Genomic DNA, 26478 nt, shown 5'->3' with positions numbered 1-26478 from the left:
TCCAGATCGCGATGCGGAGCCGGATCGAAGGCCCAATCGCGGTCTGGAGACCGCTCCCACAAAAACACTTCGCCACCGGAGTTGCAGGAGCGATCTCCAGATCGCGATGCGGGGCCGGATCGAAGGCCCAATCGCGGTCTGGAGACCGCTCCCACAAAAACACTTCGCCACCGGAGTTGCAGGAGCAATCTCCAGATCGCGATGCGGGGCCGGAGCGAAAGCCCAATCGCGGTCTGGAGACCGCTCCCACAAAAGCATTTCGCCACCGGAGTTGCAGGAGCAATCTCCAGATCGCGATGCGGAGCCGGAACGAAGCCCAATCGCGGTCTGGAGACCGCTCCCACAAAAACACTTCGCCACCGGAGTTGCAGGAGCGATCTCCAGATCGCGATGCGGAGCCGGAACGAAGCCCAATCGCGGTCTGGAGACCGCTCCCACAAAAACACTTCGCCACCGGAGTTGTAGGAGCGACCTCCAGGTCGCGAATCGGCTACCGCCGGCTGCGGAAGAACTGGCGCAGCATCTCGGCCGACTCCGCAGCCAGCACGCCGCCGGTGACTTCGCAGCGGTGGTTGAGAACCGGGCTGGTGAGGACTTCGAAAACGGAATGGTGCGCTCCGGCGCGCAGGTCGTCAGCGGCGTAGACCACGCGGCTGACGCGGGCGTTGATCAGCGCGCCGGCGCACATGCTGCACGGCTCGAGCGTGACATAGAGCGTGGTGCCGGGCAGGCGGTAATTGTCCACGCGCGCCGCGGCCTGCCTCAGGGCGACGATTTCAGCGTGTGCGGTCGGGTCGGCGTCGGCGATGACCCGGTTGAAGCCCTCGCCAAGAATCCGACCTTCGGCGTCGATCAGCACCGCGCCGACCGGCACCTCGCCCATGGTCTGAGCGCGCTCGGCCAGCATCAGCCCGTGGCGCATCCAGCGCTCGTCTTCCGGGCGTTGCGGCAAGGCGCTCACGCGGCCTCCTTTCCTGCTGGCGCCTTCACCAGCCGCGACTGCGCTACATGCAGCAGATTGGCAAGTGTCCAGTACAGCACCATGCCGCTGGGAAAGGGATAGAACAGCAGGAAGAACGCCACCGCCATCAGCCCCAGGAAGAGGTTCTGCCGCCGGCGCTCGGCCGCGCTGGCGGCCGGTGCCGGCGCGAGTTTGATGGTTACTAGGGTGGTCAGGGCCATCAGCACGGGCAAGAGGTTGAACCACGCGCCGAAGAACGGCAGGTCGAAGCCGAAGGCAAACAGGCGATCCGGCTCGGCCAGCGACTCGATCCACAGAAACGAGGCGTCGCGAAACTCGAACACCTGGCCGAGCACGTGAAACAGGGCCACAAAGACCGGTATCTGGATACCCACGATCAGCAGCGGCTTGAGGCCCGCCAGCGGGCTGACGCCGCGCGCTTCGTAGAGCTGGAGAATGCGCTCGCTCTGCTCGCCACCCCGATAGTTCTGCTTGATCTCGCGCACTTTCGGAGCGATTTCGGCCTGCACCTCGGCAAAGCGCTGCTGGCTGGACAAGGCCCAGCGACCCAGCGGATAGAGCAATACGCGCACCAGAACCGCCAGCAGGCAGATGGCCAGCCCCCAGCTTGGCACCAGCGCGTGAATCGAGGCCAGTACCCACAGCAGGCCAAGCGATAGCCCGCGCATCCAGCTCCACAGGCTGTTGAACAGCAGCGGTGAGTAGTCAACGGCATCGCCCTCACCGACCAGCGCGGCCCGCGTTTTCGGGCCGCTGAACAGCGCCAGGCGCCAGTGCTGCGATGCAGCAGACGATTGCTCATCAAACGCCAGCTGCAGGCGAATCCACGGCAGATAATCGGGCCCGGGCGATTCGAATTCTCCGGAGCGGCCGGCGGCGACCCCGATCGGCCCCGAGCCCTGAATGGGCGCGGCCAGAAGGGCGAAATAGCGGCTGTGCAGGCCCAACCAGCCGCCCTGCCCCAACTCGGCGGGTTCGCTGTCGTCGTCGCCGGCCAGGCGCAAGAGGTCGCCGTCGCTGTAGGCCACTGCATCAGTGTAGGAATAGAGCGACCGGGCAATGCCCAGCCCGGCCATCGGTACCTCGCCGATGCCCGGCCCGAGCTGCAGCGCGAGCGCCCGAGCCGGTGCCGGTGCCGGTGCCGCTTTGACGGCCTCGAGGTGAATATCCAGCTGCTGCCGCCAGCGCTGCTCAGTGGGTGTCAGCGCAACCTTCAGACGCCAGTTGCCGTCGGCGCTGAGCCAGGTCGCGGTCAGCGCGTCATCATCGCCCGCGGTATCCGCCCGCTGCCAGTCGGAAACCCCGGGCAGTGAAATCGCCAGGTGGCGACTGATCCGCTCGCCGGTCGGGCCTGTGGAAACAAGCGAGCGCCACTGCCCTGCCGTCGCGGCCGACTCCGGCAAGGCCACGTCCCACGATGTGACCGTGCCGTGCGCATCCCGGGCAACGCGGACGCTGCCGGTATCCAGCGCAGACGGCTGGGCCGCCGCCGGGCCATTGGCGCACAGCAACAGCGCAACGACAACGGCCGACATGACTGAGCGGCCGAACAGGCGCGGTAACAGCATGGTGTGCCCCGAGGTTCAGGCTTCGTCGCGGTCGGCTTCGGCCCGGTTTTGCCTGGCGCCGGCGGCGGACTCGCTTTCAGTCGGCTTTCTCAGGCCGAAAAAGCGCAGCAGCCGGTGCCAGTAGAGCTTGAGCGTGAGCGCAATGGCCGCCAGAGCGCCGAGAACGCCCTGCAGAATGGCGCTGCCGCTGCCCGGATCAAGGTAGGCCTGCGCATCGGGCGCGATGAGAACCATCGCAGTGAGCGCAACTGACGCAAAAAGGTATTTCATTGTCAAAAATTCCTGATGTGACGGTGCCGCAAGCAGCGCTTGAGCTTTGAAATTGTAACGGTTTTACGGCCACGTGCCGCCCCGATCATCACCCGGCGCGGCGGCGCAGCCTATAGAGGGTGCGCTCCGAGCCGGCCACCCGCTCGCTGGCGGCAATCTCGAAGTGCTCGGAAAAAGCGGTTTCGAAGCCCGCTTCATGATAATCGTCGAAAATGTCCACGCGCGAGCTGAGCAGCCGCTTGACCTGACTGTCGCTCTTGGGCACGAACTCGATGATCAGGTTTTCACACAAGCGGGCGAAATACTCGGCAATGCGGCCCATGGGCACGTTGTTGGAGATGGCCAGATGATGAATCAGCGCCAGCGCCATGGCGCAGTCGACCGGGCCGCGTTCGTGCATCGCATCGCGCTCGCGCCCGGCCCAGCCCAGCGCGGGGCTGGGGTTGGTCAGATCCATCACCAGCGGCAGCAGGTCTTTTTCACCCGACTGCCGCAGCTGGCGGTAGTTGCGCTCGACCGCTGCCGGGTCGATGTCGAAAGCCACCGTGTCGATACCCCGATCCGACGCGATGCGGCTGAACACGCCGGTGTTGGCGCCCAGGTCCCAGACGGCTCGTGGCTGAATATCGTCCAGAAAGGTCTCGATCTGACGGCGCTTGGCCGCAAAGGCGTCGTCGGAATAGTTGGTTGCCTGATAGTAGTCGGCCCACTCGGTGCCCGCCGGCGTCCAGTCGAGCTTTGCAATCAGGCTGCGCAGCCCGCTGACGATGCCCAGCAGCCCGGTCCGGCTGAGCTTGCGGGGCTTGCCCGATGACTTGCCCGATGACTCATCGGATGAGGCATAGCGCGCCTGAGCGCGGGCGTGCAGATGCAAGTGCATCAGAATGCCGGGCCGCAGCCAGCTGCGGCGGTTGAGCAGTTGGCTGGCCAGATCCAGCGGCACGCCGTCGATATGCACCTTCATCAACTGGCTCAAGCGCACATCGATTCGGGCCATCAGCAGCAGCGGCGCCAGAAAATGCTGACAGAACTGCTGATAGCCTTCCCAGACCTGACCTTCTTGATAAGGCGCGAAGCTCAGGGTGTCGATCAGCAGCGGCCGGCCATGGTGAAACTGCACGTTATAGGCCGAGGCGTCCTTGAGAATCATGTCGTGCTCGAGCGCGGCGAGCTGGACATCGAGTGTCAGCAGCGCCGCGTCAAGGTACTGGCTGAAGCTCCACTCATAAGGATAGGAGACGAAAGCCACCCGTTCGGGCGCAATCACGCAGAACGCCCCATCAGGCTCCGGCGGCGCAACATTGGCCTTCTCGTGCCCCACCAGCCAGCCACGCTCGGTCAGATGCTCGTACAGGCCCGAGGCCATCAGCTGCTCATAATCGGCCCGGCCGGCTGCATTGATCTGGCGGTAAAGCACGCCGTCGCGCTCGAACATGAAGCCGGCGGGGTCGCGGAACGAACTATCCAGCGATAGTTTTTCTGAAGTTTGCATTCCGAATGCCTGCCTTGGGACGTTGAGACTATTTTGAGTGATGGTAGCGCCCGAGCGGCGTTGCTGCTGCACTTCGTTCTCGGTAAAGCCGCAAAGAACAATAACGTGACCGTCGAACCCACGAGGTTTGCCAGCGCCCCACCCTCGCCAGCCGGGCGCTTCGGTATACTGCCTTGCTTTCGCATCGGATTGACACGCCTCGTGATCAAGGACGCTCGAGACAATCTCCCGTCGGTTCTGGAAGCCGAGGTCGCCATCGCCGGCGCCGGGCCTGCCGGAATCGTACTCGCTCTGGAACTGGCCGAGCATGGCCACAAGGTTCTGCTGATCGAAGGCGGTGGCCTGGACTCGCCCGAGGGCGGCGCTTCGCTTTACAAGAATACGGTCAGCGGTCGCGCCTACCCGCTGACCGGCTCGCGGCTGCGCTGGCTTGGCGGCACCAGCAACCACTGGGGTGGCTGGGTGCGGCCTTTCGACGAACGCGATTTCAGCGACCAACCCACCGGCGAGCTGCCCGGCTGGCCGATCGGCGCCGATGCCCTGAGGGACTGGTACCGCAAGGCTGCCGTGTGGTGCGAGGTCGGCAGCAACGAGTACGAGCCTGATCAAGTCGGCCTCGAGAAACGAGCCCGCCTGCTCGACCTCACCGACACCGGCTTCCGCCATCGCATATTCCGCTTCAGCCCGCCGACGCGCTTCGGCGAGCGCTACCGCAACGCCCTGTCGGAGACCGACAACATCGATTGTCGAGTCAACCTCAATGTCGTCGCGCTGGATCAATTCGAAGACGGCATCCGTAGCGCCCGTGCAGTCACACTTGATGGCGACTCCTGCATCATCCGTGCGCGCCACTTCGTGGTTGCCATGGGGGCAATTGAAAACGCCCGCTTTCTGCTCGAGCAGTCGAAGATCCCGGGTAATCAGTCCGACCTGGTTGGGCGCTGTTTCATGGATCACTTCGGCTTCACCCCCGGCAGAATGCTGGCCACGGAAGGCCTACAGTACGAGCGCGGCCAGATGCCGGGCGAAGATCTGATGACGGTGATCGCACCGGAACCGGGGACGGACGGTCCCAATTCCTGCCTGCTGGTCTCGGCGACAGCGCCGGACGATATTCTGCCGCCGGCCTACTGGTCCAACCCGATGGCCGGTGGTGCTGCCGGAGGCCAGTACGCGCTGAGCATGATCAACGCACCCTCGCCGCATCCGGAAAGCCGCGTCACTCTCAAGGAAGAACGCGATGCGCTGGGCATGCGCCGTCCCAACCTGAACTGGCACCTGCCTCCGGCCGACTTCAAGCCGGCTCTTGCACTGTTCGAGCGCTGGAGAGACTCGATCAGTGCCCGTAATCAGGCGCGCGTGAAGTGGAGCCGGCGCCAACCGCCGACCCAGGACGACTTCGTGGGCGTGGGCTTTCACCACGTCGGAACGACTCGAATGTCGGCAAGCCCGGACTACGGCGTCGTCGACTCCGACGGACGCGTGTGGGATCGCGACAATCTCTACATTGCCGGCAGCTCGGTTTATCCGGCAGTCGGCTTCTCGAACCCGACGCTGACTCTCGTCGCCCTGGCCGCACGTTTGGCCGACCACCTGCACCAGAAGCTGGGAGAGCGCTGATGGATCGACGAACTCTGCTGCAGCTTGGCGGGCTGTCTTTTGTTGGCCTTCAGTTCGGCCTGCTCGCTGGATGTGAAAAGCAGGCCGAATCGGCGCTATCTACCGCAGTCGGCTCACCAGGCGCTGAAGACGCTCTGCGCGAACTGGCTGCCAGCATTGATGGCCTCGTGTTCGTCGGCCCGGTCTGCCGGCGAGAATTTCCGGAACAAGACACCGCCAGTCACCTGATCAAGCAATTGCCCGATGCCGGTGAACAGACCCTGGGCGAGGCCCTTGCGCAAAAAATAGCCGGTGATTACCGCGCCGGCGATCTCCTCGAGATCGGCGATTGGCAGCTGGCGCGTACGGAGTGCCTGCTGCTGGCGGTTGCCGCGCGTGTTCAGGGCTTGGGAACACCGCGCCGGGCCGAACTACCCGATCTGAGCTTCGAGGATTTTGCCGATATTGACCGTTGGGGGCCGCAGGAGACCATCGAAGGCGAGATATTCAACCCGATCGGCAACGGCCGCGGCGGCTTCTGGATTCGCATCGACAAATCGGTACCCGGTTCAACCAAGCTGGTGCTGGACGGCGTTCAGCTGGCCACGCATTTCCAGCCCGGGGTGGTGACCGCCAGTCTCGAGCCCGACTACATGGACGAGATCATCGCCACCCCCGGCATGTATGAGCTGCTGATGGTTGATACGGCGCGCAATATCGCGCAGCGGGTCGGTCACCTGACCGTCCGCCCGATGCCGCCGAAAGCAACGCTTGATGACGGCCGCCAGTCCAGCGTGTTCTGCAAAGTGGATCGCTGGGGCCCGGATCATGCGCCGCAGGGCCAGGCTTTCAATGAGCAACCCGACGGTAACGCTGCATTCTGGGTGCGCATTGGATGCGCTCCTGAAAAGGCCGAATTGATACTCGATGGCACGCCGTTGCCCACCACCGTACAGACGGGCATTGTCACTGCGCGCGTGCCGCACTACGCCAAACTGTCGACCGGAAAGCACAAACTCAGGCTCCACGATCCCGAATCGGGCGAGACAATGACCGTGGGCACACTGACAATTCTGTGAATCGATGAAGCGGGCGATTAAACAAGCGTCGACCACTGATCCGGCTCGTGGCCTGCTGACCATCCTCCTGGTAACCGCCGTTCCGGTCATGACCGCTCTCCTGCTGGGCCCCTTCGGCATCTTTGGCGGTAATCGTGAAGAATTTGAAGCCGGGTTTCTGGATCTTCTGCCAACCCTGTTGCTGGCGGCCGGCCTTTGCTGGCTGGTGCTGGCGCTGATCGGGCTGGCACTCCGAGGGGGCATTCGCGAACGCTATCTGTGGTTGGTGCTTGCACTCGGCGCGCTGATGTGGATTCAGAGCGCCTTACTGATGCACGACTACGGCGTGCTTGATGGCCGGGGCATGGACTGGGCGGCCGCCGGCGGTTTCGCCTGGCTCGATATCGTCTTGTGGCTCGGGGTGCCGCTGGCCCTGGTCGCACTCGCCCCACGGCTGCAAGCTTTGCTGGTCCCGGCGGCAGTCGCCATTATTGTCGTGCAGCTTGTCGGCGCGATCGAGTCAGCCAGCTCGCTCGATGAGCCAGTCTGGCGCTCTGAGGTTGACGCTCAGGAAGAGCCACCTGATGCCCTGTTCCAGCATTCGACCGGCCCAAACATCCTCCATATCGTACTCGACAACTTCCAGAGCGATGTTTTCGCCGAGCTGGTGACCGAGGAGGGTCTGGAGTCGGCCTTTGACGGCTTCGTGCAGTTCACTGAAAATGCTGCGGCAGCGCCGTATACCAGCCTGGCAATCCCCTCGATTCAGCTCGGGCGCAGCTTCGATGGCAGCGTTTCCAATAGCGACTTCCGAAAGGAGGCTGCCGAAAAAGGCATACTGAGCCGCCTTCACGGGCTCGGCTACCGGGTCAACCTCAGCCTGATGCGCTCGCTGGCCGGCATTCAGCACGATGTCGCCTATAACATTCCAAGCACGGACTGGGAATCACCGGCCGGCGCGGCCCGATCGGAAGCGCTCAAGCTGCTCGATGTCATGTTTTTTCGCTTGGCACCGCACCTTGCCCGCGCTTGGTTCTATAACGACAACAACTGGCGCATCCGCCGCCTTCTCGATGACCCGGAAGCGCTACCCAAAGCGTTTGTCCATCGTAAATACATGCGCGATTACGCCAGCCGGATTGTTGCGGCAGACGACCAACCCGCCTACCACTACATGCATGTCTTGCCACCTCACCCGCCTTACGTCACCAATGCCGATGGAGCGCCGGCCGGCCGGATACTTCCGAATACTCGTGAAAACTATCGCCACGAAGCCAGGGCAACGCTGCATGCAACCATATCGATTCTTGAAGCGCTCAAGGACAGAGGGCTGTATGACAACACTTTGCTAATTTTGCAAAGCGACCACGGCGGTGCTTTTGAACCCGAGTTCACGCCCACGCGCATGCTTACCCTGCTGGCCGTCAAGCGAAGAGGCAGCCGCGGCGCGTTAACGCAGTCGCGGGCCCAGACCTCGGTGACGGACGTGGCAGCAACAATTATCGATGAAGAAGGGCTTGACATCGCCTGGCCGGGTGACTCGATCTTCAGCATTCCCGAGAACGCACAGCGTACGCGCTACTACACCATGTATTACGGCGACACATACGACGCCCTGCGCAGGGTTCGCATCAGCGGGCCACTGGGATCGCCGGCGAGCTATGAGTACCTCGATCCCCAAAACATGGTCGTGCATCGCCCGGTTTATAACTACGGCAGCGTAGTCAATGTGGGCCTGGAGGGCGAGGCAACCGGCTATCTCGGCGAGGGCTGGTCGTCACCGTCTCCCAGGCTCGTATGGAACGACGGCCACGAAGCCGCACTGATAATTCCTGTCGAACCGAGCGGCAAGGAACTCGATCTATCGCTATGGTTACTACCGAGCATTCACGGCGATAGCTGGCCGCGCCAGCGAATCATCCTCGACATGCAGGACCAGGAAATCGCTCGCTGGGAGCTGACCGAAAGAGAGAGCGTCGAACTGAAGGCCAGCATTCCCGCCGAGTTGACCGATACCGACGAGTTGGTGCTGCACTTCCAGTTCCCCGACGCAGTTCGTCAGCCCGATATCGGCGTCGGACAGGATCGACGCCTGCAAGCCATCGCGCTGGGCGGATTCCGCCTGACGGAAACTTCCGAGGCAACCAATGATGAATGATCATCAGGCGCCCTGCACCGTTGACATGAACAATTTCCAGGATTGAGGGAGCACCGCGAAGAATGACGGATTCACCCACCAGACAAACCGCCTTTTCAAACTACCAGGAGCTACTCGAGCGCGCCGGCGCCTGGAAACAGCAGCTGGAGGCGGCCAAGACCGGCGCTCCTGCCCCTGATAAAACCTGGTATGCCTACGACATACTCTCCAACCTGTGGCATCTGGAAAACCTGATGGACCAGCTCCCTGAAAGCGCTATCGAGCTGTTCCAGTCCGGACACATTGCAGATATCGGCGCGGCGGACGGCGACTTGTCCTATTTTCTCGAAAGCGAGGGCATGACGGTCGATCTGATTGACTGGCCGGCCACGAACTGGAACGGTCTCGACGGCGCGCGGGCTTTGGGAGAGCGGTTGAACTCCAGGGATGTCGCCATCCACGAAGTCGATCTCGACACACAGTTTCAGCTGCCATCAGAGCGTTATGATCTGGTCTTGTTTCTCGGCATTCTCTACCACCTGAAAAATCCGTTCTACATTCTCGAAACGCTCGCCAGGCACTCGCGATTCTGCTTTTTGAGCACGCGCATTGCGCGCACAACGGCCGATCGCCGGCTGAATCTGGAGAAAGCGCCCCTGGCCTATTTGCTGGATCCCCAAGAGTGCAATAACGACCCTACCAATTACTGGATCTTCTCCGCCCCGGGCCTGATCAGGCTGGCGGAACGCACCGGATGGACGGTTCGCGCCACGTATCGGGTCGGTGATACCAAACGCTCCGACCCGAGCTCAGCCGATCACGACGAACGCATGTTTCTCGCACTCGAAAGCCGCGTATTGACAACCCGCTGAGCGCACAAGGTGCCGAAGTGTCGATTTCAGTTTCCGCATTTGGCGACGAGAAAGGCATTAACATAAGCGGTATCGTAAGCGTGGAACCGGGCAGCTGATCTGCTCTTGATAGAAAAGGGCCACGCCCCACCACTTGACGGTCGACTGTTGCGACACTGACGCGACACGCGGCCTGCAGCAATCACGAAAATGATGGAATATCTCGCTCAAATCATCCTGCTGCTGGCTGTGGCAATCAGCGTCGTAGCGGTTTTTCAGCGTCTGCATATCCCGACCAGCCTGGGCTACCTGCTGGTTGGCATGATCGTTAGCCCGTTCACCATGGGGCCGGTGGTTTCCATGCCGGAGCTGGAGGCGCTGGCCCAGTTCGGCGTCGTTTTTCTGCTGTTTACCATCGGCCTGGATTTTTCCCTGCCGCAGATGCGCGCGCTGCGCAAGCAGGTGCTCGGCCTGGGCACCGCGCAGGTTGCGTTGACCACGCTGCTGGTGGGCGTCATCACCTGGATCGCCGGGCTTCCGGCGGTTGCCGCCTTTGTCTTCGGCGCCGCCTTCGCCCAGTCTTCCACAACGGTGATCGCCAGCGTGCTTGCCGAACAGGGCGAGGACACCACCCGGCACGGTCGCATCGGGCTGGCCATGTCGGTTTTTCAGGACGTGACCGCCGTGCCGTTTCTGGTGGTCATCCCGGTGCTGGGTGCGTCGGTTGCCGCCGGTGCGCTGGCCGGCATGCTGGGCCTGGCGCTGGCCAAGGCCGCGCTGGCCTTTGCCCTGGTCATTTTTGTCGGGCGCTGGCTGCTGCGGCCGTTTTTTCACATGGTGTCCCGGCGCCGCTCGGTCGAGCTGTTCACCCTGGCCGTTTTGCTGGTGGCCCTGCTTTCTGCCTGGGTGACCAACAACCTGGGCCTGTCGCTGCCCTTCGGCGGCTTTCTGGCCGGCATGATTCTGGGCCGCACCGAGTTTCGCCACCAGGTCGAGTCCAGCGTCAGCCCGTTTCGCGACGTGCTGCTGGGGCTGTTTTTCATCGGCATCGGCATGCGCTTCGATCCGATGGCCATTCCGCCCATCTGGCACTGGTCGTTGCTGGGCGCGCTTTTGATCATCACCAGCAAGACGCTGCTTGTCGCTGCCATTGTCCGCCGGGTTGCGGTCAGCGCCCGAATGACTTGGCGCACCGGGCTGATGCTCAGCGTTGGCGGCGAGTTCGGGCTGGCGCTGATCGCGATTGCGCTTGATTCGCAGGTGCTCGATGCGCAGCTCGGCCAGATCGCGATCACCTCGGTGCTGCTGTCGATGGTGGGCGGTGCCGTGCTGATTCGCTTCAACGGCCCGATCGCGTCCCTGCTGGCCCGGGCACCGGCTGAAAAACCTGCACCGAACCACGACGATCTGCCGCGAACCCCGGAACATTCGGTAGTGATTGGCGGCTATGGCCGGGTGGGCCGCACCATCGCTATTCTGTTGCATTCCTGCGGCATCCCCTTCATTGCCTTCGACCCTGACCCCAAACGGGTCGAGCTCGGGCGGGCCGAAGGCCACGAAGTCTGGTTGGGCAATATCGCCGACCCCGGGCTGCTGGCGGCGGCCCGGGTGGACAAAGCGTCGCTGGTCGTCCTGGCCGTCGATCTGAAAAACACCGCGCTGGCAACCGTGAAGTACATCCGCAGAAACTGCCCGCAGGTGCCAGTGATTGTGCGCGCGCCTGATCTCAGATCCCGCGCCCGCCTGCTGAGTGCCGGCGCCGCGCACGCACATCCGGAAACGCTGGAGTCCAGCCTGCAGCTGGGCGTGACGGCGCTGGAAATGCTCAATGTCGCGCCCGATGATATCGAGCAGATACTGCAGGCCGTTCGGGACCGAGGCTATCGAACGGCGGCGAGCGGACAGGCCGACACGCCCTGACAATCATTCAACTGAAGACACTGAATATCGAGGTTATCTTGAAAGAACGTATTGCCTATCCGGATTTCAGCAAACGTCGCAAATCGGCCGCCGAGGCCGCCGCGCTGATCGCGCCGGGCATCACGGTTGCCATGAGCGGCTTTACCGGCGCCGGCTACCCCAAGGCCGTGCCCCAGGCGCTGGCGGCGCGTATGGAGCAGGCACACGCCGGTGGCGAAGACTTCCGCATTCGCGTTCTGACCGGCGCATCGACCGCGCCGGAGCTCGACGGCGCGCTGGCCAGAGTCGAGGGCATGGAGCTGCGCCTGCCTTATCAGTCCGATCCGGTGGTGCGCGAGCGCATCAACGACGGCCGGCTGAACTATCTCGATATCCACTTGAGCCACGTCGCCCAACACACCTGGTTCGGCTTTTTCGGCGACATCGACGTGGCCGTCCTCGAGGTCACCGGCATTGACGAAGACGGCCGGCTGATCCCGTCCTCATCGGTGGGCAACAACAAGACCTGGCTCGACCAGGCCGACAAGGTGATTCTTGAGGTCAACCGCTGGCAACCGGCCGCGCTGGAGGGCATGCACGATATCTACTACGGCACCGCCAGGCCGCCGGATCGCAAACCCATTCCGCTGGTACGCGCCGACGATCGCATCGGCGAGCCTTACCTGCGCGTCGACCCCGACAAGGTCATTGCGGTGGTCGAAACCGACGCCCCCGACCGCAACACGCCGTTCAGCGCGCCGGATGAAACCTCCGAGCGCATTGCCGGGCACGTGCTGGAGTTTCTCGACCACGAGGTCAGACGCGGCCGGCTGACCGAACAGCTCCTGCCGCTGCAGTCGGGCGTGGGCAATATCGCCAACGCCGTCTTCGCCGGCCTGGGCAAGGGCGGCTATCAGGGGCTGCAGGCCTACACCGAGGTCATCCAGGACGGCATGCTCGAGCTGCTCGAGAACGGCGTGCTGTCGATGGCCTCGGCAACCTCTTTCTCGCTCAGCCCCGATGGCATCGAAAGCTTCAACCGCCAGGTTGACTTCTTTCGCGAGCGCATCATTCTGCGCCCGCAGGAAATATCCAACCATCCCGAGCTGATCCGCCGGCTGGGCTGCATCGCCATGAACGGCATGATCGAGGCCGACATCTACGGCAACGTCAACTCCACCCATATCGCCGGCAGCCGCATCATGAACGGCATCGGCGGCTCGGGCGATTTTGCGCGCAACGCCTACCTGTCGATCTTCATGGCCGGCAGCACCGCCAAGGGCGGCAATATTTCCGGCATCGTGCCGATGGTCAGCCATGTCGACCACACCGAGCACGACACCATGGTGCTGGTCACCGAGCAGGGCCTGGCCGACCTGCGCGGCCTGGCGCCCAAAGAGCGCGCCAGGCAGGTTATTGCCAACTGCGCACACCCCGATTATCGGCCCATGCTGGAAGACTACTTCGAGCGCGCCTGCCACAAGAGCTACGGCAAACACACCCCGCACCTGCTCAACGAGGCGCTGTCGTGGCATCAGCGCTTCATCGACAGCGGCAGCATGCGCTGAGGCCGGCAAGCGAGACGCCACCACCCAGAACTCCCGGCCAACCCCGTCACTCCCGAAATCCCGGCCAACCCCGTCACTCCCGAATTCCCGGCCAAGCGAAGCGCAGAGCCGGGATCTGCTCGACGAAGGCGCCAGTAGCAACAAGACGCCGGATCAGGTCCGGCGATACGGGGCTGGGCCGCGGGCACTACCCCCGAAGTCCCCGCCAACCCCGTCACTCCCGAGATCCCGACCAGCCCCGCCACTCCCGAATTCCCGGCCAGCCTCGCCACTCCCGAATTCCCGGCCAAGCGAAGCGCAGAGCCGGGATCTGCTCGACGAAGGCGCCAATAGCAAGAGGACGCCGGGTCCGGTCCGGCGATACGTAATAGCGCAAGCGCGCGCGGCGCAGGATCGGCGCTGTCGGCACGGCACCTCTCCGTCAGCGTTATAGTGATGAATCAGATATCCATCAAGGGCATGCCCCATGACTCAGCCTTATCAGGACTTTCATCTGCAGCCCCTGGCAGGCCAGTGGCGCGAAGGCAGCGGCGAGGAATCCCGGCCGGTTACCGACCCTTATTCCGGCAAATCTCTTGCCTCGATTCGCCTCGCTACTTCGCACGACCTGGATGCCGCCTACCGGAAAGCGGCCGAAGTTGCGCCAGAGTGGGCGGCAAGCTCACCGGCAAAGCGCTCGGCGCTGCTGCAAAAAGTGGTCGCCCTGTTCGACCAGCGCAGGGACGAGATCATCGACTGGCTGATTCGCGAGTCCGGCAGTACCCGGCTGAAGGCCGGCATCGAGTGGGCCAGCGCGCGTGCCATTACCCGGGAAGCGGCCAGCATGCCCACGCGTGCTCAAGGTGCCACTTTCGACAGCGATATTCCGGGCAAGGAAAACCTGGTTTATCGACGGCCGCTGGGCGTGGTGGGCGTGATCAGCCCGTGGAATTTCCCCCTGCATCTGTCGCAGCGCTCGGTTGCACCCGCCCTTGCCCTGGGCAACGCGGTGGTGGTCAAGCCGGCCAGCGACACGCCAGTCACCGGGGGGCTGCTGATCGCGAAATTATTCGAAGAGGCTGGCCTGCCCGATGGCGTGCTCAGCGTCATCATTGGTTCTGGCGCTGAAATCGGCGACGACTTTGTCGCCCACCCCGTGCCGTCGATGATTTCGTTTACCGGCTCGACGCCCGTGGGCAAGAACATCGGCAAGATCGCCACCGGTGGCCAGCACATCAAGAAGGTCGCTCTGGAGCTGGGCGGCAACGGCCCGTTCGTGGTACTCGACGATGCCGATATCGATCAGGCGGTCAAGGCCGCAGTGTTCGGCAAATTCCTGCATCAGGGCCAGATCTGCATGGCAATCAACCGCATCATCGTCGATCAGGACCGCTATGACGAATTCGCCGAAAAATTCGTGGCTCGCGTCAAGGGCCTGAAGGTCGGCGACCCCGCAGCGATGGACACGGCCATCGGGCCGATCATCAATCAGAAACAGCTGGAAAGCCTGCAGGACATGATCAGCGGGGCCAGGGAGCAAGGCGCCACCGTGCTGCTGGACGGCAAGGTGGAAGGTCAGCTGCTGCCGCCGCATGTCTTTGGAGACGTCACGGCCGACATGAGCATCAGCAAGGATGAAATCTTCGGCCCGCTGGTCGGCATCCAGAAGGCACGCGATGACGAGCATGCCCTGGCGCTGGCCAACGCCACCGAGTTCGGGCTCTCCAGCGCGGTTTTCAGCGGCGATCAGGCCCGCGGGCTGCGCTTTGCCCGCCAGCTGCAGACCGGCATGGCTCACGTCAACGACATGCCCGTCAACGACGAAGCCCACCTGCCTTTCGGCGGCGAAAAGAACTCCGGCCTGGGGCGTTTCAACGGCGACTGGGCCATCGAGGAATTCTCCACCGTGCAATGGGTCAGCGTGCAGCGCGAGCGCAGGGACTATCCTTTCTGAGCCGGCAGCCAGCCCTGCCCTACTCCCACTCGATGGTGGCCGGTGGCTTGCCGGAGATATCGTAGACCACGCGCGAGACGCCGTCGCATTCGTTGATGATGCGCCGCGAGACGTGGTCGAGGAAGTCGTGGTCGAGGTAGGCCCAGCGGGCGGTCATGAAGTCGACGGTCTCGACGGCGCGAAGCGCGATGACGTATTCATAACGGCGCGCATCGCCGACCACACCGACCGATTTGACCGGCAGGAACACGGCAAAAGCCTGGCTGACCTTGTCGTAAAGACCCGCCTGTCGCAATTCGCTGATGAAGATATGGTCGGCCTTCTGCAGCGGCTCGACGTATTCGGGCCTGACCTCGCCGAGAATGCGCACGCCCAGCCCCGGCCCCGGAAACGGGTGGCGCATGACCAGTGACCTGGGCAGGCCGAGTTCGACGCCGATCCTGCGCACTTCGTCCTTGAACAGCTCGCGCAGCGGCTCGACGAGCTTGAGGTTCATGTCCTCGGGCAGACCGCCGACGTTGTGGTGCGACTTGATGACCTTGGCCTTGCCGGTCTTTGCACCCGCCGACTCGATCACATCGGGATAGATCGTGCCTTGCGCCAGCCAGCCGGCTTCCTGGTGGTCCCTGGCGGCGGCGTCGAAGACGTTGATGAACTCGCGGCCGATGATCTTGCGCTTTTCCTCCGGGTCGGACACGCCGGCGAGTGCCGCCATGAACTGCTCGCGGGCGTCAACGCGCTCGACGCGCACGCCCAGATGCTCGGCAAACACGGCCATGACCTCGTCGCCCTCCCGATAGCGCAAAAGCCCGGTATCGACGAAAATGCACAGCAGCCGATCGCCGATCGCCCGGTGCAGCAGCGCAGCCACCACGGAGGAATCCACGCCGCCCGACAGGCCCAGCAACACGGTGTCGTCGCCCACCTGCTCGCGCACGCGCTCGATCTGGTCGTCGATGATCGCGCCGGTGGTCCAGCTCGCCTCGCAGCCGCAGATATCGAGCAGAAAGCGCTCGAGAATGCGCCGGCCCTGGCTGGTGTGGGTCACCTCGGGATGGAACTGCAGACCGTAGAGTTGCCTGTCCTCATCGGCCATGCCCGCGATCGGTGCGGCGGGCGTGGTGCAGGTGGTCACGAAACCTTCGGGCAGGCCGGTGACCTTGTCGCCGTGGCTCATCCAGACCTCGAGCAGACCCTGGCCGTCGGCCACGCGGTCCTCGATGCCTTCGAACAATCGTCCGGGCTCGGCCAGCGCCACCTCGGCATAGCCGAACTCCTTTTCGTCAGACGGGCTGACCGCGCCACCAAAGTGGCTGGCCATCGCCTGCATGCCGTAGCAGATGCCGAGCACGGGTACGCCCAGCTCGAAGACCGGCGGCGGAATGCGCGGGCTGTCGTCGAAGCTGACCGACTCGGGCCCGCCGGAGAGAATCACGCCGCTCGCGCCAAAAGCCCGGATGACCTCGTCGCCGGCGTCATACGGCAGCACTTCGGAATACACCCCGATCTCGCGCACCCGGCGAGCGATCAGTTGAGTGTATTGCGATCCGAAATCGAGGATCAGAATGCGGTGGCTATGGATGTTCATTCAGTCGCTGTTGTTAAGTGTGAAGTGTGAAGTGTGAAGGCTTTTTAGTTTAGCGCTGGGCTTACTACGGTGACGTTGAACCAGCGGCAACAAATCAGAACATTACACGTACGCCTACCGCAGCCCTCCACTTCACACTTCACACTTGACACTTATCCCAACTTGTAATTCGGCGCTTCCTTGGTGATTGCCACGTCGTGGGCGTGTGATTCGCGCACGCCGTTGGCCGAGATGCGCACGAAGCGCGGCTTGGTGCGCAGCGTCTCGATATCGGCGCAGCCCACGTAGCCCATGGCCGCGCGCAAACCGCCCATGAGCTGGTGCACCACGCCGCCGATCGGGCCCTTGTAGGGCACGCGACCCTCGATGCCTTCAGGCACCAGCTTGTCGACATCGGCTTCGGCCTGAAAGTAGCGATCCTTGGAGCCCATTTCCATTGCGCCCAGCGAGCCCATGCCACGGTAGGTCTTGTAGGAGCGGCCCTGGTAGAGCTCAACCTCGCCCGGCGACTCCTCGGTGCCGGCCAGCAGGCTGCCGATCATCACCGTCGAGGCGCCGGCGGCCAGAGCCTTGGCGACGTCGCCCGAGTAGCGCACGCCGCCGTCGGCAATGACCGGCACGCCGTGCTCGGCCAGCGCTTCGGCGGCCGCCGCCACGGCGCTGACCTGCGGTACGCCGATACCGGCAACCACGCGCGTGGTGCAGATCGAACCCGGACCCTGCCCGATCTTGACGCCGTCGGCGCCGGCTTCGGCCAGCGCGCGGGCGCCGTCGGAGGTGGAGACGTTGCCGCCGATGACCTGCACGTCGGGCCAGGTCTTCTTGACCCACTTGATGCGCTCGAGCACGCCCTTGGAATGACCGTGGGCGGTATCGACCACCACGATATCGACCCCGGCTTCGACCAGGGCCTCGATGCGCGCTTCGGTATCGCCGCCGGTGCCCACGGCGGCACCCACCAGCAATTGTTCGGAGCTGTCCTTGGCGGCATTGGGAAAGTCGCGCGACTTCTGGATGTCCTTGACGGTGATCAGGCCCTTGAGCTCGAAGTTGTCGTTGACTACCAGCACTTTCTCGATGCGGTGGCGGTGCAGCAGCTCGAGCACCTCGTCCTGACTGGCGCCTTCATGGACGGTCACCAGTTTGTCCTTGCGCGTCATGATGTTGCGCACCGGGTCATCCAGCTTCTTCTCGAAGCGCATGTCGCGGCTGGTGACGATGCCGACCAGTTCGTTGCCATCGACCACCGGCACGCCGGAGATATTGTGCTGGCGGGTCAGGTCGATCACTTCGCGGATGGTGGTGTAAGGCCCGACGGTGAACGGGTCCTTGATCACCCCGGCCTCGTACTTCTTGACCACGCGGACGTGTTCGGCCTGGTGCTCTGCGGGCATGTTCTTGTGAATGATGCCCAACCCGCCGGCCTGCGCCATGGCGATGGCCAGGCGCGCCTCGGTGACGGTATCCATGGCAGCCGAGGCCAGCGGGATGTTGAGCTTGAGATCGCGCGTGATGCGCGTGGAAAGATCGACGTCTCTCGGCAGGACTTCCGAATAATCCGGAACCAGTGAAACGTCGTCAAAAGTGAGGGCTTCTTCGATCAGACGCATATTGACAGGCTCCGGGCTAGTTAAGCCGGCCATTTTAACGCGGGAGGCTTGCGATAGGCAATTCGCGGATCATCCGCCGACGGTAAAACTCTCCCCGCAGCCGCATTCGCCGGTGACGTTGGGGTTGCGAAAGCGGAATTCACGCACCAGGCCCTCCTCGACGAAGTCGACCGTGGTTCCGGCGACCATGGCCAGGGCCTTGTCGGAGACGACAATCTTGAGCTCGTCCTGCTCGAAGACATGGTCGGAGTCGTCGATCTGCTGGGCCAGGCCCACATCGTAAGCGTAACCCGAGCAGCCGGTTCGCCGGATATCGATGCGCAGGCCTTCGCCGCCGTCACGCGCCAGAAATTCGCGAATGCGCGCCACGGCCGAATCAGTGAGGGAAATACCGGAGTTGCTGACGTTTTCTTGGGTTGCAGTAGCCATGTCGGATATTATTGCGTTTCACATCCTGTCTTTCAATCCATAGAGGGTTCTCAACGCCATGCAGACTGCCAGCATCCAACAGGTGCTCGCCGGCGACATTGACGTCGGCTCGGAAGTGACCGTTCAGGGGTGGGTACGCACCCGCCGCGACTCGAAAGCCGGTTTTTCCTTCATTCACCTCAATGACGGCTCGAGCCTGGGCAATCTGCAGCTGGTGGCCGACAAGGCCCTGCCCAACTACGACGACATTCGTCATCTGACCTCCGGCTGCGCCCTGCAGTGCCGCGGAAAGGTGGTCGAATCGCAGGGCCGCGGCCAGAACGTCGAGATTCAGGCCGAGCGGATCGACGTGCTCGGCTGGGTCGACGACCCCGACCACTATCCGGTGCAGCCGAAGAAGCACAGCTTCGAGTTTCTGCGCTCGGTTGCCCACCTGCGCCCGCGCACCAACACCTTTGGCGCCGTGACGCGCGTGCGCCACGCCGCCGCGCGCGCCATCCACGAATTCTTCGACGAGCAGGGTTATTACTGGATCAACACGCCGATCATCACCTCGTCGGATGCCGAAGGTGCCGGCGAGCTGTTTCGCATCTCGACGCTGGATCTGGCCAACCTGCCGCGCACCGACGAGGGCGCGGTGGACTTTGGCGAGGATTTTTTCGGCAAGGAGGCGTTTCTGACCGTTTCGGGCCAGCTCAACCTCGAAGCCTACTGCCTGGCCATGAGCAAGGTCTATACCTTCGGCCCGACATTCCGTGCGGAAAACTCCAACACCGCCCGCCACCTGGCTGAATTCTGGATGGTCGAGCCGGAAGTCGCCTTTGCCGACCTCGATGATCTCGCCGATCTGGCCGAGAGCTTCCTCAGATCCGTCATTGCCCGCGTACTCGAACGCTGCGGCGACGACATGGCCTTCTTTGCCGAGCGCATCGATGCCGACGCCGTCGAGCGGCTGGAAAAGCTGGTCGACAGCGACTTCGTGCGCATGGACTATGCCGAGGCCATCGACATTCTGGCCGCCAGCGGCAAGAAGTTCGAATACCCGGCCCGCTGGGGCCTGGACCTGCAGACCGAGCACGAGCGCTATCTGACCGAACAGCACTGCAAGGCGCCGGTGGTAGTGATGAACTACCCCGACGAGATCAAGGCGTTCTACATGCGCCTCAACGACGACGGCAAGACCGCCGCCGCCCTCGACGTGCTCGCTCCGGGCATCGGCGAGATCATCGGCGGCTCGCAGCGCGAGGAGCGCCTGGACCTGCTCAAGCAGCGCATGGCCAAGCAGGGCCTGGACGCCGAGACCTACCGCTGGTACATCGATCTGCGCCGCTACGGCACCGTGCCGCACTCGGGCTTCGGGCTGGGCTTCGAGCGCCTGCTCAACTACATTACCGGCCTGACCAACATCCGCGACGTGATTCCCTACCCGCGCACGCCGGGCCACGCGCCGTTCTGAGGCCTGCGGCAAGCCGCTGAAAAATCAACTGAAAACTCGCCCGACGGATATTTCTTGCCGTCGGGCGGCTGAAATTCGGCCCACGCAACATACATACATGTATGTATAATTCCGTCGGCCTACCGGCGCCTGTGCAATAAATCATTATTTTCAAGATTCTCCCGTCCGCAACGGAGTGACAAAAACATGTTCCTGTCCCATCCCACCTTCCGCAGCCTGGGTGCTGCGGTCACGCTGGGCGCGATTGCGCTCGTTCTGGCCGCATGCTCCGAACCGCAGCAGTCCCAACAGCCGCCGCCCCCGCCGGTGCGCTTTGTCACCGTCGCGCCGACGGATGTCGCCGTGGAACAGGAATACGCCGGGCGCATCCGCGGCTCGCGCGAGGTGGAAGTGCGCTCCCGCGTGGGCGGCATCCTGCTCGAGCGCCTGTACAACGAAGGCCAGCGAGTCGAAGCCGACGACGACCTGTTCCTGATCGACCCGGACACCTACCGGATCGCCGTCAGCCAGGCCGAGGCCGAGCTAGCCAACGCCCGCGCACGCTTTCAGCAGGCCGAGCGTGAATGGAAGCGCATCTCGGGGCTGTACGAGCGCAGCGCGGTCAGCGAGCGCGAACGCGACCGCGCACGCTCCGAGCTCGAGCTGGCCGAAGCCGGCATGGCGCTGGCGCGTGCCGGCCTGGCCTCGGCCGAGCTGAATCTCGACTGGACGCGGGTCAGCGCGCCGATCTCGGGCATGACCGGGCTCGAAACCCTCTCGGAGGGCAGCCTGATCGACACCGGCTCCCTGCTGACGACCATTACCCAGACCGATCCGGTGCACGTGCGCTTTGCCCTGCCCGAGCGTGATGCCACCATGCAGCGGCGCGCGCGCCGCGCCATGACCGGCGACGCCAACAGCGTCGAGCAGCAGGCACGGCTGGCGCTGCCCGACGGCAGCCACTACGACCTGGAAGGCAGCATCGACTTTACCGACGCCACCATCGACCCCCGCACCGGCAGCGTTTCGGCACGCGCCGTTTTCCCCAACCCCGACGGCGAACTCGTTCCGGGCCAGTTCGTGCGTATCCGCATGCTGACCCAGCAGCTCGACAACGTCTATCGCGTGCCGCGCGCGGCCGTTGTCCAGAGCAGTGAAGGCGCACGCGTTTTCGTGGTCGGCAGCGACAACCACGTCAGCAGCCGCGCCGTCAAGCTCGGCCCCACCGTGGGCCAGGATCGGGTCGTGCTGTCGGGGCTTGAGCCGGACGACCGCATCGTCGTCAGCGGGCTGGTCAACCTGCGCGACGGCATGCCCGTCAACCCCCAGGCCCACAAGGCCACTGATAGCGACAACCGCGACGGAGCCTGAAGATGCTCAGATTCTTCATTGATCGGCCGATCTTTGCCTCGGTCATCTCGATCATCATCGTGCTTGTGGGCGCGGCCGCGATGCGCGCCCTTCCCATCGAGCTCTATCCCGATGTCGTGCCGCCGCAGGTGGTGGTCCAGGCCGCCTACCCCGGCGCCAGTGCCGAGGTGCTGGCCAGCGCCGTGGCCGCGCCGCTGGAGCAGGAGATCAACGGCGTCGACAACATGATCTACATGGAGTCGACCACCACCGACTCCGGCAGCCTGATGATCAGCGTCTCCTTCGAGATCGGCACCAACCCCGACCAGGCGGCCATCAACGTCAACAACCGTGTCCAGGCGGCGCTGCCAAAGGTGCCGCAGACGGTGCGCGAGCTCGGCGTGCGCGTCGAGTCGCGCTCGACCAACATGCTGATGGTGCCCGTGCTGTACTCGCCCGAAGGCACGCACGACCCGTTGTTCATGTCCAACTACGCCCTGCTCAACCTGGTTGACGAACTGGTGCGCGTGCCCGGCGTCGGCGATGCCTCGCTGTTCGGGCAGCAGGACTATTCGATGCGCATCTGGCTCAAGCCGGACAAGCTGGCCCAGTTCAGCCTTACGCCGGCCGATGTGGCCGCCGCCGTGCGCGACCAGAACTCGCAGTATGCTGCCGGGCGCATCGGCGCCGAGCCCACACCCGATGACACCGCCTTCACCATGGCGGTGACCACGCACGGCCAGCTCGATGACGCCGAAGCCTTTGAAAACATCATCCTGCGCTCGCAAGCCGACGGCAGCGTGCTGCGCCTGGGCGATGTGGCCCGCGTCGAGCTCGGCGCCCAGGACTACAACTTCTCGGCCATTCTCAACGGCCAGTCCAACGTGCCGCTGGGGATCTATCTGCAGCCCGGCGCCAACGCCCTGGCCACGGCCGAGCGCGTGTACGAGGCCCTTGACGAGGCCAAGTCGCGCTTCCCCGAGGATCTCGACTACGCGGTGCCCTTCGACACCACCGAGTTCATCAACATCTCGATTCGGGAAGTCTTCATCACCCTGATCATCGCCACCGTGCTGGTGGTGCTGATCACCTTCATATTTCTGCAGCGTTTCCGCGCCACCCTGATTCCGGTGATGGCCATTCCGGTCTCGCTGGTGGGCACCTTTGCCGGCATGCTGGCGCTGGGCTTTTCGGTCAACCTGCTCACGCTCTTCGGGCTGGTGCTGTCAATCGGCATCGTCGTCGACAACGCCATCATCGTGATGGAAAACGTCGAACGCCTGATGAGCGAGAAGAACATGAAGGCACACGAGGCCTCGGTCGAGACCATGAAACAGGTCGCCGGCGCCGTCGTTTCCTCGACGCTGGTGCTGGTGGCCGTGTTCGCGCCCGTGGCCTTTCTGGGCGGGCTCAGCGGCGAGCTCTATCGCCAGTTTGCCGTCACCATTGCCGTGTCGGTGGTGGTCTCCGGCGTGGTTGCGCTGACCTTGACCCCGGCGATGTGCGCGCTGCTGCTCGACAGCACGCGCCAGCGCGTTGCCAAGCCCTTTCAGTGGTTCAACCAGGGCTTCAACAAGCTCACGCGCGGCTTCACCGCTTCGGTCGAGTGGCTGCTGGCCCATGCCGTCATCGGCGTCGGCCTGTTTGTGCTGGTGACGGTACTGGCGGTGCTGGGCATGCAGCGCCTGGCGCCCGGCCTGGTACCGGGCGAAGACCAGGGCGTGGCCATGATCTCCTATTCGCTGCCGCCGGCGTCCTCGCTCAATCGCACCGTCGAGTTCCGCGATGAGCTCTCGGAAGCCATCATGGCGATGGACGAAGTCCAGGACTTCACCACTTTTGCCGGTTTCGACATCATCGCCATGGCCCAGCGCACCAACACCGGGGTGGGCTTTGCCAACTTTACCGACTGGAGCGAACGTACCGGCCCCGGGCAGGACGTGCAGTCGCTGACACATCGCATCATGGGCATGGGCGCGGGCATGCCCGAAGCCTTTGTCATCGCCTTTGCCCCGCCGCCGATCCAGGGGCTGTCGCTGACCGGTGGTGTCGAAGGCTATCTGGAAGTGCGCGGTGATGCCGACACGGAAGAAATTCACGCCATTGCCAGCCGGGTGATGAACGCCGCCAACCAGCGCCCGGAGCTGGTCAACGCCCGCACCACGCTGGATATATCCATTCCGCGCTATCACGCCGAGGTCGACCGCGACAAGGCGCTGGCTGCCGGCGTGCCTGTCGGCCAGGTATTTCAGGCCATGCAGGCCACCTTTGGCTCGATGTACATCAACGACTTCACGCTGGCGGGCCGCAACTGGCAGGTCAACCTGCAGTCCGAAGGCGAGTTCCGCAACCGGCCCGAAGACCTGGACAAGGTCTTTGCCCGCTCCGACAGCGGCGAGCTGGTGCCGTTGAGTTCGCTGGTGACGCTCGAGCGCACGGTCGGCGCCGACGTGCTCAATCGCTTCAACGTCAACAGCGCCGCCAAGATCATGGCCGACGCCGCGCCCGGCTACACCTCCGGACAGGCCAAGGACGCCCTGGCCGAGGTGTTGGCCAAGGAAGTCAACGACAGCAACGTGCTGCCGGGCTGGACCGGCGAGGCCTACCAGCTCGAGGCCGCCGCCGGCGCGGGCACCCTGGCTTTTGCGCTGGGTCTGGTCATGGTCTTTCTGATTCTGGCCGCCCAGTACGAGCGCCTGACCCTGCCGCTGGCCGTGGCCACCGCGATTCCCTTCGGCGTGCTCGGTGCCGCACTGGCTTCCATGCTGCGCGGCTTCCCCAACGACATCTACTTCCAGGTCGGCCTGCTGGTGCTCATTGGCCTGGCGGCCAAGAACGCGATCCTGATCGTCGAGTTCGCCGCCCAGAACCGCGCTGCCGGCATGAGCGCCCTGGAGTCGGCGCTGACCGCCGCACGCCAGCGCTTCCGCGCCATCATCATGACCGCCCTGACCTTCATCGTTGGCACGCTGCCGCTGGTGGTCGCCACCGGCGCCGGCGCCAACAGCCGTCAGGAAATCGGCACGGTCGTGGTAGGCGGCATGGTGTTCGCCTCGACCCTGGCGCTGCTGTTCGTGCCGCTGTTCTACAAGCTGTTCGAAGACTTCTCCGACTGGTACAAGCGCCGCCGGCAGCCGGCCCAGTCCGAGGGCTGACAGCCTTGGCCCGCCCGAAAAGCACCGCTGCCGAAGCCACTCGGGAGGCCCTGCTGGATGCCGCCGAGGAGATGTTTCATGAAAAAGGGGTCGCCCGCGCGTCACTCCAGAGCATTGCCCGCCATGCCGGAGTGACGCGCGGCGCGCTGTACTGGCACTTCGAGGGCAAGGCCGACCTGCTGCGCCAGCTCATCGAGCGCATTCGCATGCCCTATGAAGAGCTGGTCGACGACATCCCCGACGAACTGGCGGCGGAAAACGGCCTGGATGAAATCCGCCTGGCCTGCCTGCAGGGTCTGCGCCGGCTCGAACGGCCCCGTTACCGGCGCATTCACGCCATCCTGCTGCACCGCTGTGAGGTCTTTGACGATGTTGATCCGGTGGCGCTACTTGCCGACATGTCGCGCGAGGCCCAGGCCGCCACCCTGGCGCGTTTTCGCGCCGCCGAGGCCGCCGGCGAACTGCGCACCGGCCTGGGCGCGGAGACCGCCAACCTGATGATGCACAACCTGCTGGCCGGGCTGTTCCACGGCTGGCATCTGGACCACAAGGCCTTTTCTCTGGTCAATACCGGCAGCGAGCTGATCAACGAATGGTTCCGGCTGATCTCGACTACGGACTGAGGACCACAAACCGCTTACAACAATGCCTGCCCGACATAGAACCACATCGGCACGGTCACGGCCGACAACAGCACGCTCCAGGCGAGCATGGCCGAGGCCAGCGGCGGCGCCAGTCGGGCCGAGCTCAACAGCGCCGCGGCGGTGACCATCGACGGCAGCGAGGCCTCCAGCAGCGTGGCGCGGGCGACGTCCGGCCGCGCATCGAGCAGCACAATCAGGCCAAGGGCAACGGCCGGCAGCACCAGCAACTTGCACACCAGCCCGATATACAGCGGCCTTCTGTAGTCCTGAATCAAACGCAGGTGCAGGCTCATGCCGATTGCCAGGGTAACCAGCGGCAGCAGCATATCGGCAAAGCTGTGGGCCAGCTCCATCAGCCAGGCCGGCAGCCAGGCGTTGCCGAAAAGGAGCGCAACGATCAGCGCCACAAAGGGCGGAAAACCGATCATGCGCCGCGCGATCTCACCCAGCCGCGGTCGCCGGCCGCTGCCGAACCAGGCCAGCACGAACAGCGCGTGAGTACACAGAATCAGAAACGAGCCGAGCTGGTCGTAGACCACGGCATAGCGCACGCTATCCGCGCCCAGCAGCGCCTCGGTCAGCGGAAAACCAAGAAACGAGGTGTTGCCCAGAGGCACCAGCAACAGCAGCACGGCGACCGCCTCGCGGCGCAGCTCAAGCCAGCGCGCCAGCGGCAGCACAATGGCAATGCTGGCACCCAGCAAGAGCCAGGGCACGACCACCAGCGGCAGCAGCGCAACGCTGGCCTCCAGCGTGGGCACGTGGATCAGGATCAGCGCCGGCAGGCACAGCATGATCACCACGCGGTTGAGCACCTCGGGCGCGCTGGGCGGAAAGAAACGCGCCAGCGCGCGGCCGGCGGCCACCAGCGAAAGAATGACCAGATAGGCCGACATGGCCGTCGATCATA

Annotated in this window: 19 protein-coding genes; 11 read left to right on the top strand and 8 right to left on the bottom strand. The window is 64.0% G+C overall.

Annotation, left to right across the window (positions count from 1 at the left end; translation table 11 throughout):
- Nucleotides 1-490: 490 nt before the first annotated feature.
- From tadA to ACEWQ0_RS01315, 4 genes are all read right to left on the bottom strand, one after another.
- Nucleotides 491-961, bottom strand: a complete 471-nt coding sequence (gene tadA / locus ACEWQ0_RS01330; RefSeq protein WP_476484255.1) for a tRNA adenosine(34) deaminase TadA — start codon at nt 959-961, stop codon at nt 491-493.
- Complete coding sequence (gene yidC / locus ACEWQ0_RS01325) at nt 958-2550, bottom strand: membrane protein insertase YidC (RefSeq protein ID WP_476484254.1); 1593 nt, start codon at nt 2548-2550, stop codon at nt 958-960. Before yidC ends, tadA begins: the two co-directional genes overlap by 4 nt.
- A 15-nt stretch (nt 2551-2565) precedes the next feature.
- Entirely contained in the window at nt 2566-2820 is a 255-nt protein-coding gene (locus ACEWQ0_RS01320; RefSeq protein WP_476484253.1) for a hypothetical protein, read from the bottom strand.
- 88 nt (nt 2821-2908) lie between these two features.
- Nucleotides 2909-4312, bottom strand: a complete 1404-nt coding sequence (locus ACEWQ0_RS01315) for a class I SAM-dependent methyltransferase (RefSeq protein ID WP_476484252.1) — start codon at nt 4310-4312, stop codon at nt 2909-2911.
- A gap of 201 nt (nt 4313-4513) precedes the next feature.
- Here ACEWQ0_RS01315 and ACEWQ0_RS01310 point away from each other — a divergent pair, with 201 nt between their 5' ends.
- From ACEWQ0_RS01310 to ACEWQ0_RS01280, 7 genes are all read left to right on the top strand, one after another.
- Complete coding sequence (locus tag ACEWQ0_RS01310) at nt 4514-5932, top strand: GMC oxidoreductase (RefSeq protein WP_476484251.1); 1419 nt, start codon at nt 4514-4516, stop codon at nt 5930-5932.
- Nucleotides 5932-6990 (top strand): hypothetical protein, encoded by a 1059-nt coding sequence (locus tag ACEWQ0_RS01305; protein WP_476484250.1) that lies wholly within the window; start codon nt 5932-5934, stop codon nt 6988-6990. Before ACEWQ0_RS01310 ends, ACEWQ0_RS01305 begins: the two co-directional genes overlap by 1 nt.
- Nucleotides 6991-6994: 4 nt before the next feature.
- The gene (locus ACEWQ0_RS01300) at nt 6995-9127 is read left to right on the top strand and encodes a sulfatase-like hydrolase/transferase (protein ID WP_476484249.1); all 2133 of its coding nucleotides are present in this window, start codon (nt 6995-6997) and stop codon (nt 9125-9127) included.
- A gap of 62 nt (nt 9128-9189) precedes the next feature.
- On the top strand, nt 9190-9978 hold the full coding sequence (locus ACEWQ0_RS01295; protein ID WP_476484248.1) for a class I SAM-dependent methyltransferase: 789 nt from the start codon (nt 9190-9192) through the stop codon (nt 9976-9978).
- Nucleotides 9979-10167: 189 nt separating this feature from the next.
- Entirely contained in the window at nt 10168-11877 is a 1710-nt protein-coding gene (locus tag ACEWQ0_RS01290; RefSeq protein ID WP_476484247.1) for a cation:proton antiporter domain-containing protein, read from the top strand.
- Between the two features lie 38 nt (nt 11878-11915).
- The gene (locus ACEWQ0_RS01285) at nt 11916-13424 is read left to right on the top strand and encodes an acetyl-CoA hydrolase/transferase family protein (RefSeq protein ID WP_476484246.1); all 1509 of its coding nucleotides are present in this window, start codon (nt 11916-11918) and stop codon (nt 13422-13424) included.
- 466 nt (nt 13425-13890) lie between these two features.
- Nucleotides 13891-15357 carry an aldehyde dehydrogenase family protein gene (locus ACEWQ0_RS01280; RefSeq protein WP_476484245.1) on the top strand — a complete coding sequence of 489 codons (1467 nt, stop codon included), beginning with the start codon at nt 13891-13893 and terminating at the stop codon, nt 15355-15357.
- A gap of 19 nt (nt 15358-15376) precedes the next feature.
- Here ACEWQ0_RS01280 and guaA read toward each other — a convergent pair whose 3' ends face one another.
- The 3 genes from guaA to ACEWQ0_RS01265 all read right to left on the bottom strand — a co-directional run bounded on the left by guaA (nt 15377) and on the right by ACEWQ0_RS01265 (nt 18984).
- Nucleotides 15377-16945 carry a glutamine-hydrolyzing GMP synthase gene (gene guaA / locus ACEWQ0_RS01275; RefSeq protein WP_476484244.1) on the bottom strand — a complete coding sequence of 523 codons (1569 nt, stop codon included), beginning with the start codon at nt 16943-16945 and terminating at the stop codon, nt 15377-15379.
- A gap of 152 nt (nt 16946-17097) precedes the next feature.
- Nucleotides 17098-18555 carry an IMP dehydrogenase gene (guaB, locus tag ACEWQ0_RS01270; protein WP_476484243.1) on the bottom strand — a complete coding sequence of 486 codons (1458 nt, stop codon included), beginning with the start codon at nt 18553-18555 and terminating at the stop codon, nt 17098-17100.
- Between the two features lie 69 nt (nt 18556-18624).
- Entirely contained in the window at nt 18625-18984 is a 360-nt protein-coding gene (locus ACEWQ0_RS01265; RefSeq protein ID WP_476481780.1) for a HesB/IscA family protein, read from the bottom strand.
- Between the two features lie 58 nt (nt 18985-19042).
- Here ACEWQ0_RS01265 and asnS point away from each other — a divergent pair, with 58 nt between their 5' ends.
- The 4 genes from asnS to ACEWQ0_RS01245 all read left to right on the top strand — a co-directional run bounded on the left by asnS (nt 19043) and on the right by ACEWQ0_RS01245 (nt 25547).
- The gene (gene asnS, locus ACEWQ0_RS01260; protein ID WP_476481779.1) at nt 19043-20440 is read left to right on the top strand and encodes an asparagine--tRNA ligase; all 1398 of its coding nucleotides are present in this window, start codon (nt 19043-19045) and stop codon (nt 20438-20440) included.
- Nucleotides 20441-20626: 186 nt separating this feature from the next.
- Nucleotides 20627-21790: an efflux RND transporter periplasmic adaptor subunit gene (locus ACEWQ0_RS01255; RefSeq protein WP_476481778.1), complete on the top strand. Its 1164-nt coding sequence runs from the start codon at nt 20627-20629 to the stop codon at nt 21788-21790.
- A gap of 2 nt (nt 21791-21792) precedes the next feature.
- Nucleotides 21793-24924 (top strand): efflux RND transporter permease subunit, encoded by a 3132-nt coding sequence (locus ACEWQ0_RS01250; protein WP_476484242.1) that lies wholly within the window; start codon nt 21793-21795, stop codon nt 24922-24924.
- A gap of 5 nt (nt 24925-24929) precedes the next feature.
- Nucleotides 24930-25547 (top strand): TetR family transcriptional regulator, encoded by a 618-nt coding sequence (locus tag ACEWQ0_RS01245; protein ID WP_476484241.1) that lies wholly within the window; start codon nt 24930-24932, stop codon nt 25545-25547.
- A gap of 14 nt (nt 25548-25561) precedes the next feature.
- On the opposite strand, the gene ACEWQ0_RS01240 is transcribed toward ACEWQ0_RS01245, so the two are convergent.
- Nucleotides 25562-26464 (bottom strand): AEC family transporter, encoded by a 903-nt coding sequence (locus tag ACEWQ0_RS01240; RefSeq protein WP_476481775.1) that lies wholly within the window; start codon nt 26462-26464, stop codon nt 25562-25564.
- Between the last annotated feature and the right edge of the window lie 14 nt (nt 26465-26478).

Source organism: Wenzhouxiangella sp. YN9, from assembly GCF_056324165.1.
Note: the sequence above shows the minus strand (reverse complement) of the source record. Positions and strands in the feature narration are given on the sequence as shown.

Excerpts from the sequence above, each read along its gene's own strand:
- guaB (WP_476484243.1), bottom strand. The coding sequence starts at position 18,555 with ATGCGTCTGATCGAAGAAGCCCTCACTTTTGACGACGTTTCACTGGTT.
- ACEWQ0_RS01265 (WP_476481780.1), bottom strand. The coding sequence starts at position 18,984 with ATGGCTACTGCAACCCAAGAAAACGTCAGCAACTCCGGTATTTCCCTC.
- ACEWQ0_RS01240 (WP_476481775.1), bottom strand. The coding sequence starts at position 26,464 with ATGTCGGCCTATCTGGTCATTCTTTCGCTGGTGGCCGCCGGCCGCGCG.
- guaA (WP_476484244.1), bottom strand. The coding sequence starts at position 16,945 with ATGAACATCCATAGCCACCGCATTCTGATCCTCGATTTCGGATCGCAA.
- ACEWQ0_RS01290 (WP_476484247.1), top strand. The coding sequence starts at position 10,168 with ATGATGGAATATCTCGCTCAAATCATCCTGCTGCTGGCTGTGGCAATC.
- ACEWQ0_RS01280 (WP_476484245.1), top strand. The coding sequence starts at position 13,891 with ATGACTCAGCCTTATCAGGACTTTCATCTGCAGCCCCTGGCAGGCCAG.
- ACEWQ0_RS01315 (WP_476484252.1), bottom strand. The coding sequence starts at position 4,312 with ATGCAAACTTCAGAAAAACTATCGCTGGATAGTTCGTTCCGCGACCCC.
- ACEWQ0_RS01320 (WP_476484253.1), bottom strand. The coding sequence starts at position 2,820 with ATGAAATACCTTTTTGCGTCAGTTGCGCTCACTGCGATGGTTCTCATC.
- yidC (WP_476484254.1), bottom strand. The coding sequence starts at position 2,550 with ATGCTGTTACCGCGCCTGTTCGGCCGCTCAGTCATGTCGGCCGTTGTC.
- ACEWQ0_RS01255 (WP_476481778.1), top strand. The coding sequence starts at position 20,627 with ATGTTCCTGTCCCATCCCACCTTCCGCAGCCTGGGTGCTGCGGTCACG.
- ACEWQ0_RS01295 (WP_476484248.1), top strand. The coding sequence starts at position 9,190 with ATGACGGATTCACCCACCAGACAAACCGCCTTTTCAAACTACCAGGAG.
- ACEWQ0_RS01305 (WP_476484250.1), top strand. The coding sequence starts at position 5,932 with ATGGATCGACGAACTCTGCTGCAGCTTGGCGGGCTGTCTTTTGTTGGC.
- ACEWQ0_RS01300 (WP_476484249.1), top strand. The coding sequence starts at position 6,995 with ATGAAGCGGGCGATTAAACAAGCGTCGACCACTGATCCGGCTCGTGGC.
- asnS (WP_476481779.1), top strand. The coding sequence starts at position 19,043 with ATGCAGACTGCCAGCATCCAACAGGTGCTCGCCGGCGACATTGACGTC.
- ACEWQ0_RS01250 (WP_476484242.1), top strand. The coding sequence starts at position 21,793 with ATGCTCAGATTCTTCATTGATCGGCCGATCTTTGCCTCGGTCATCTCG.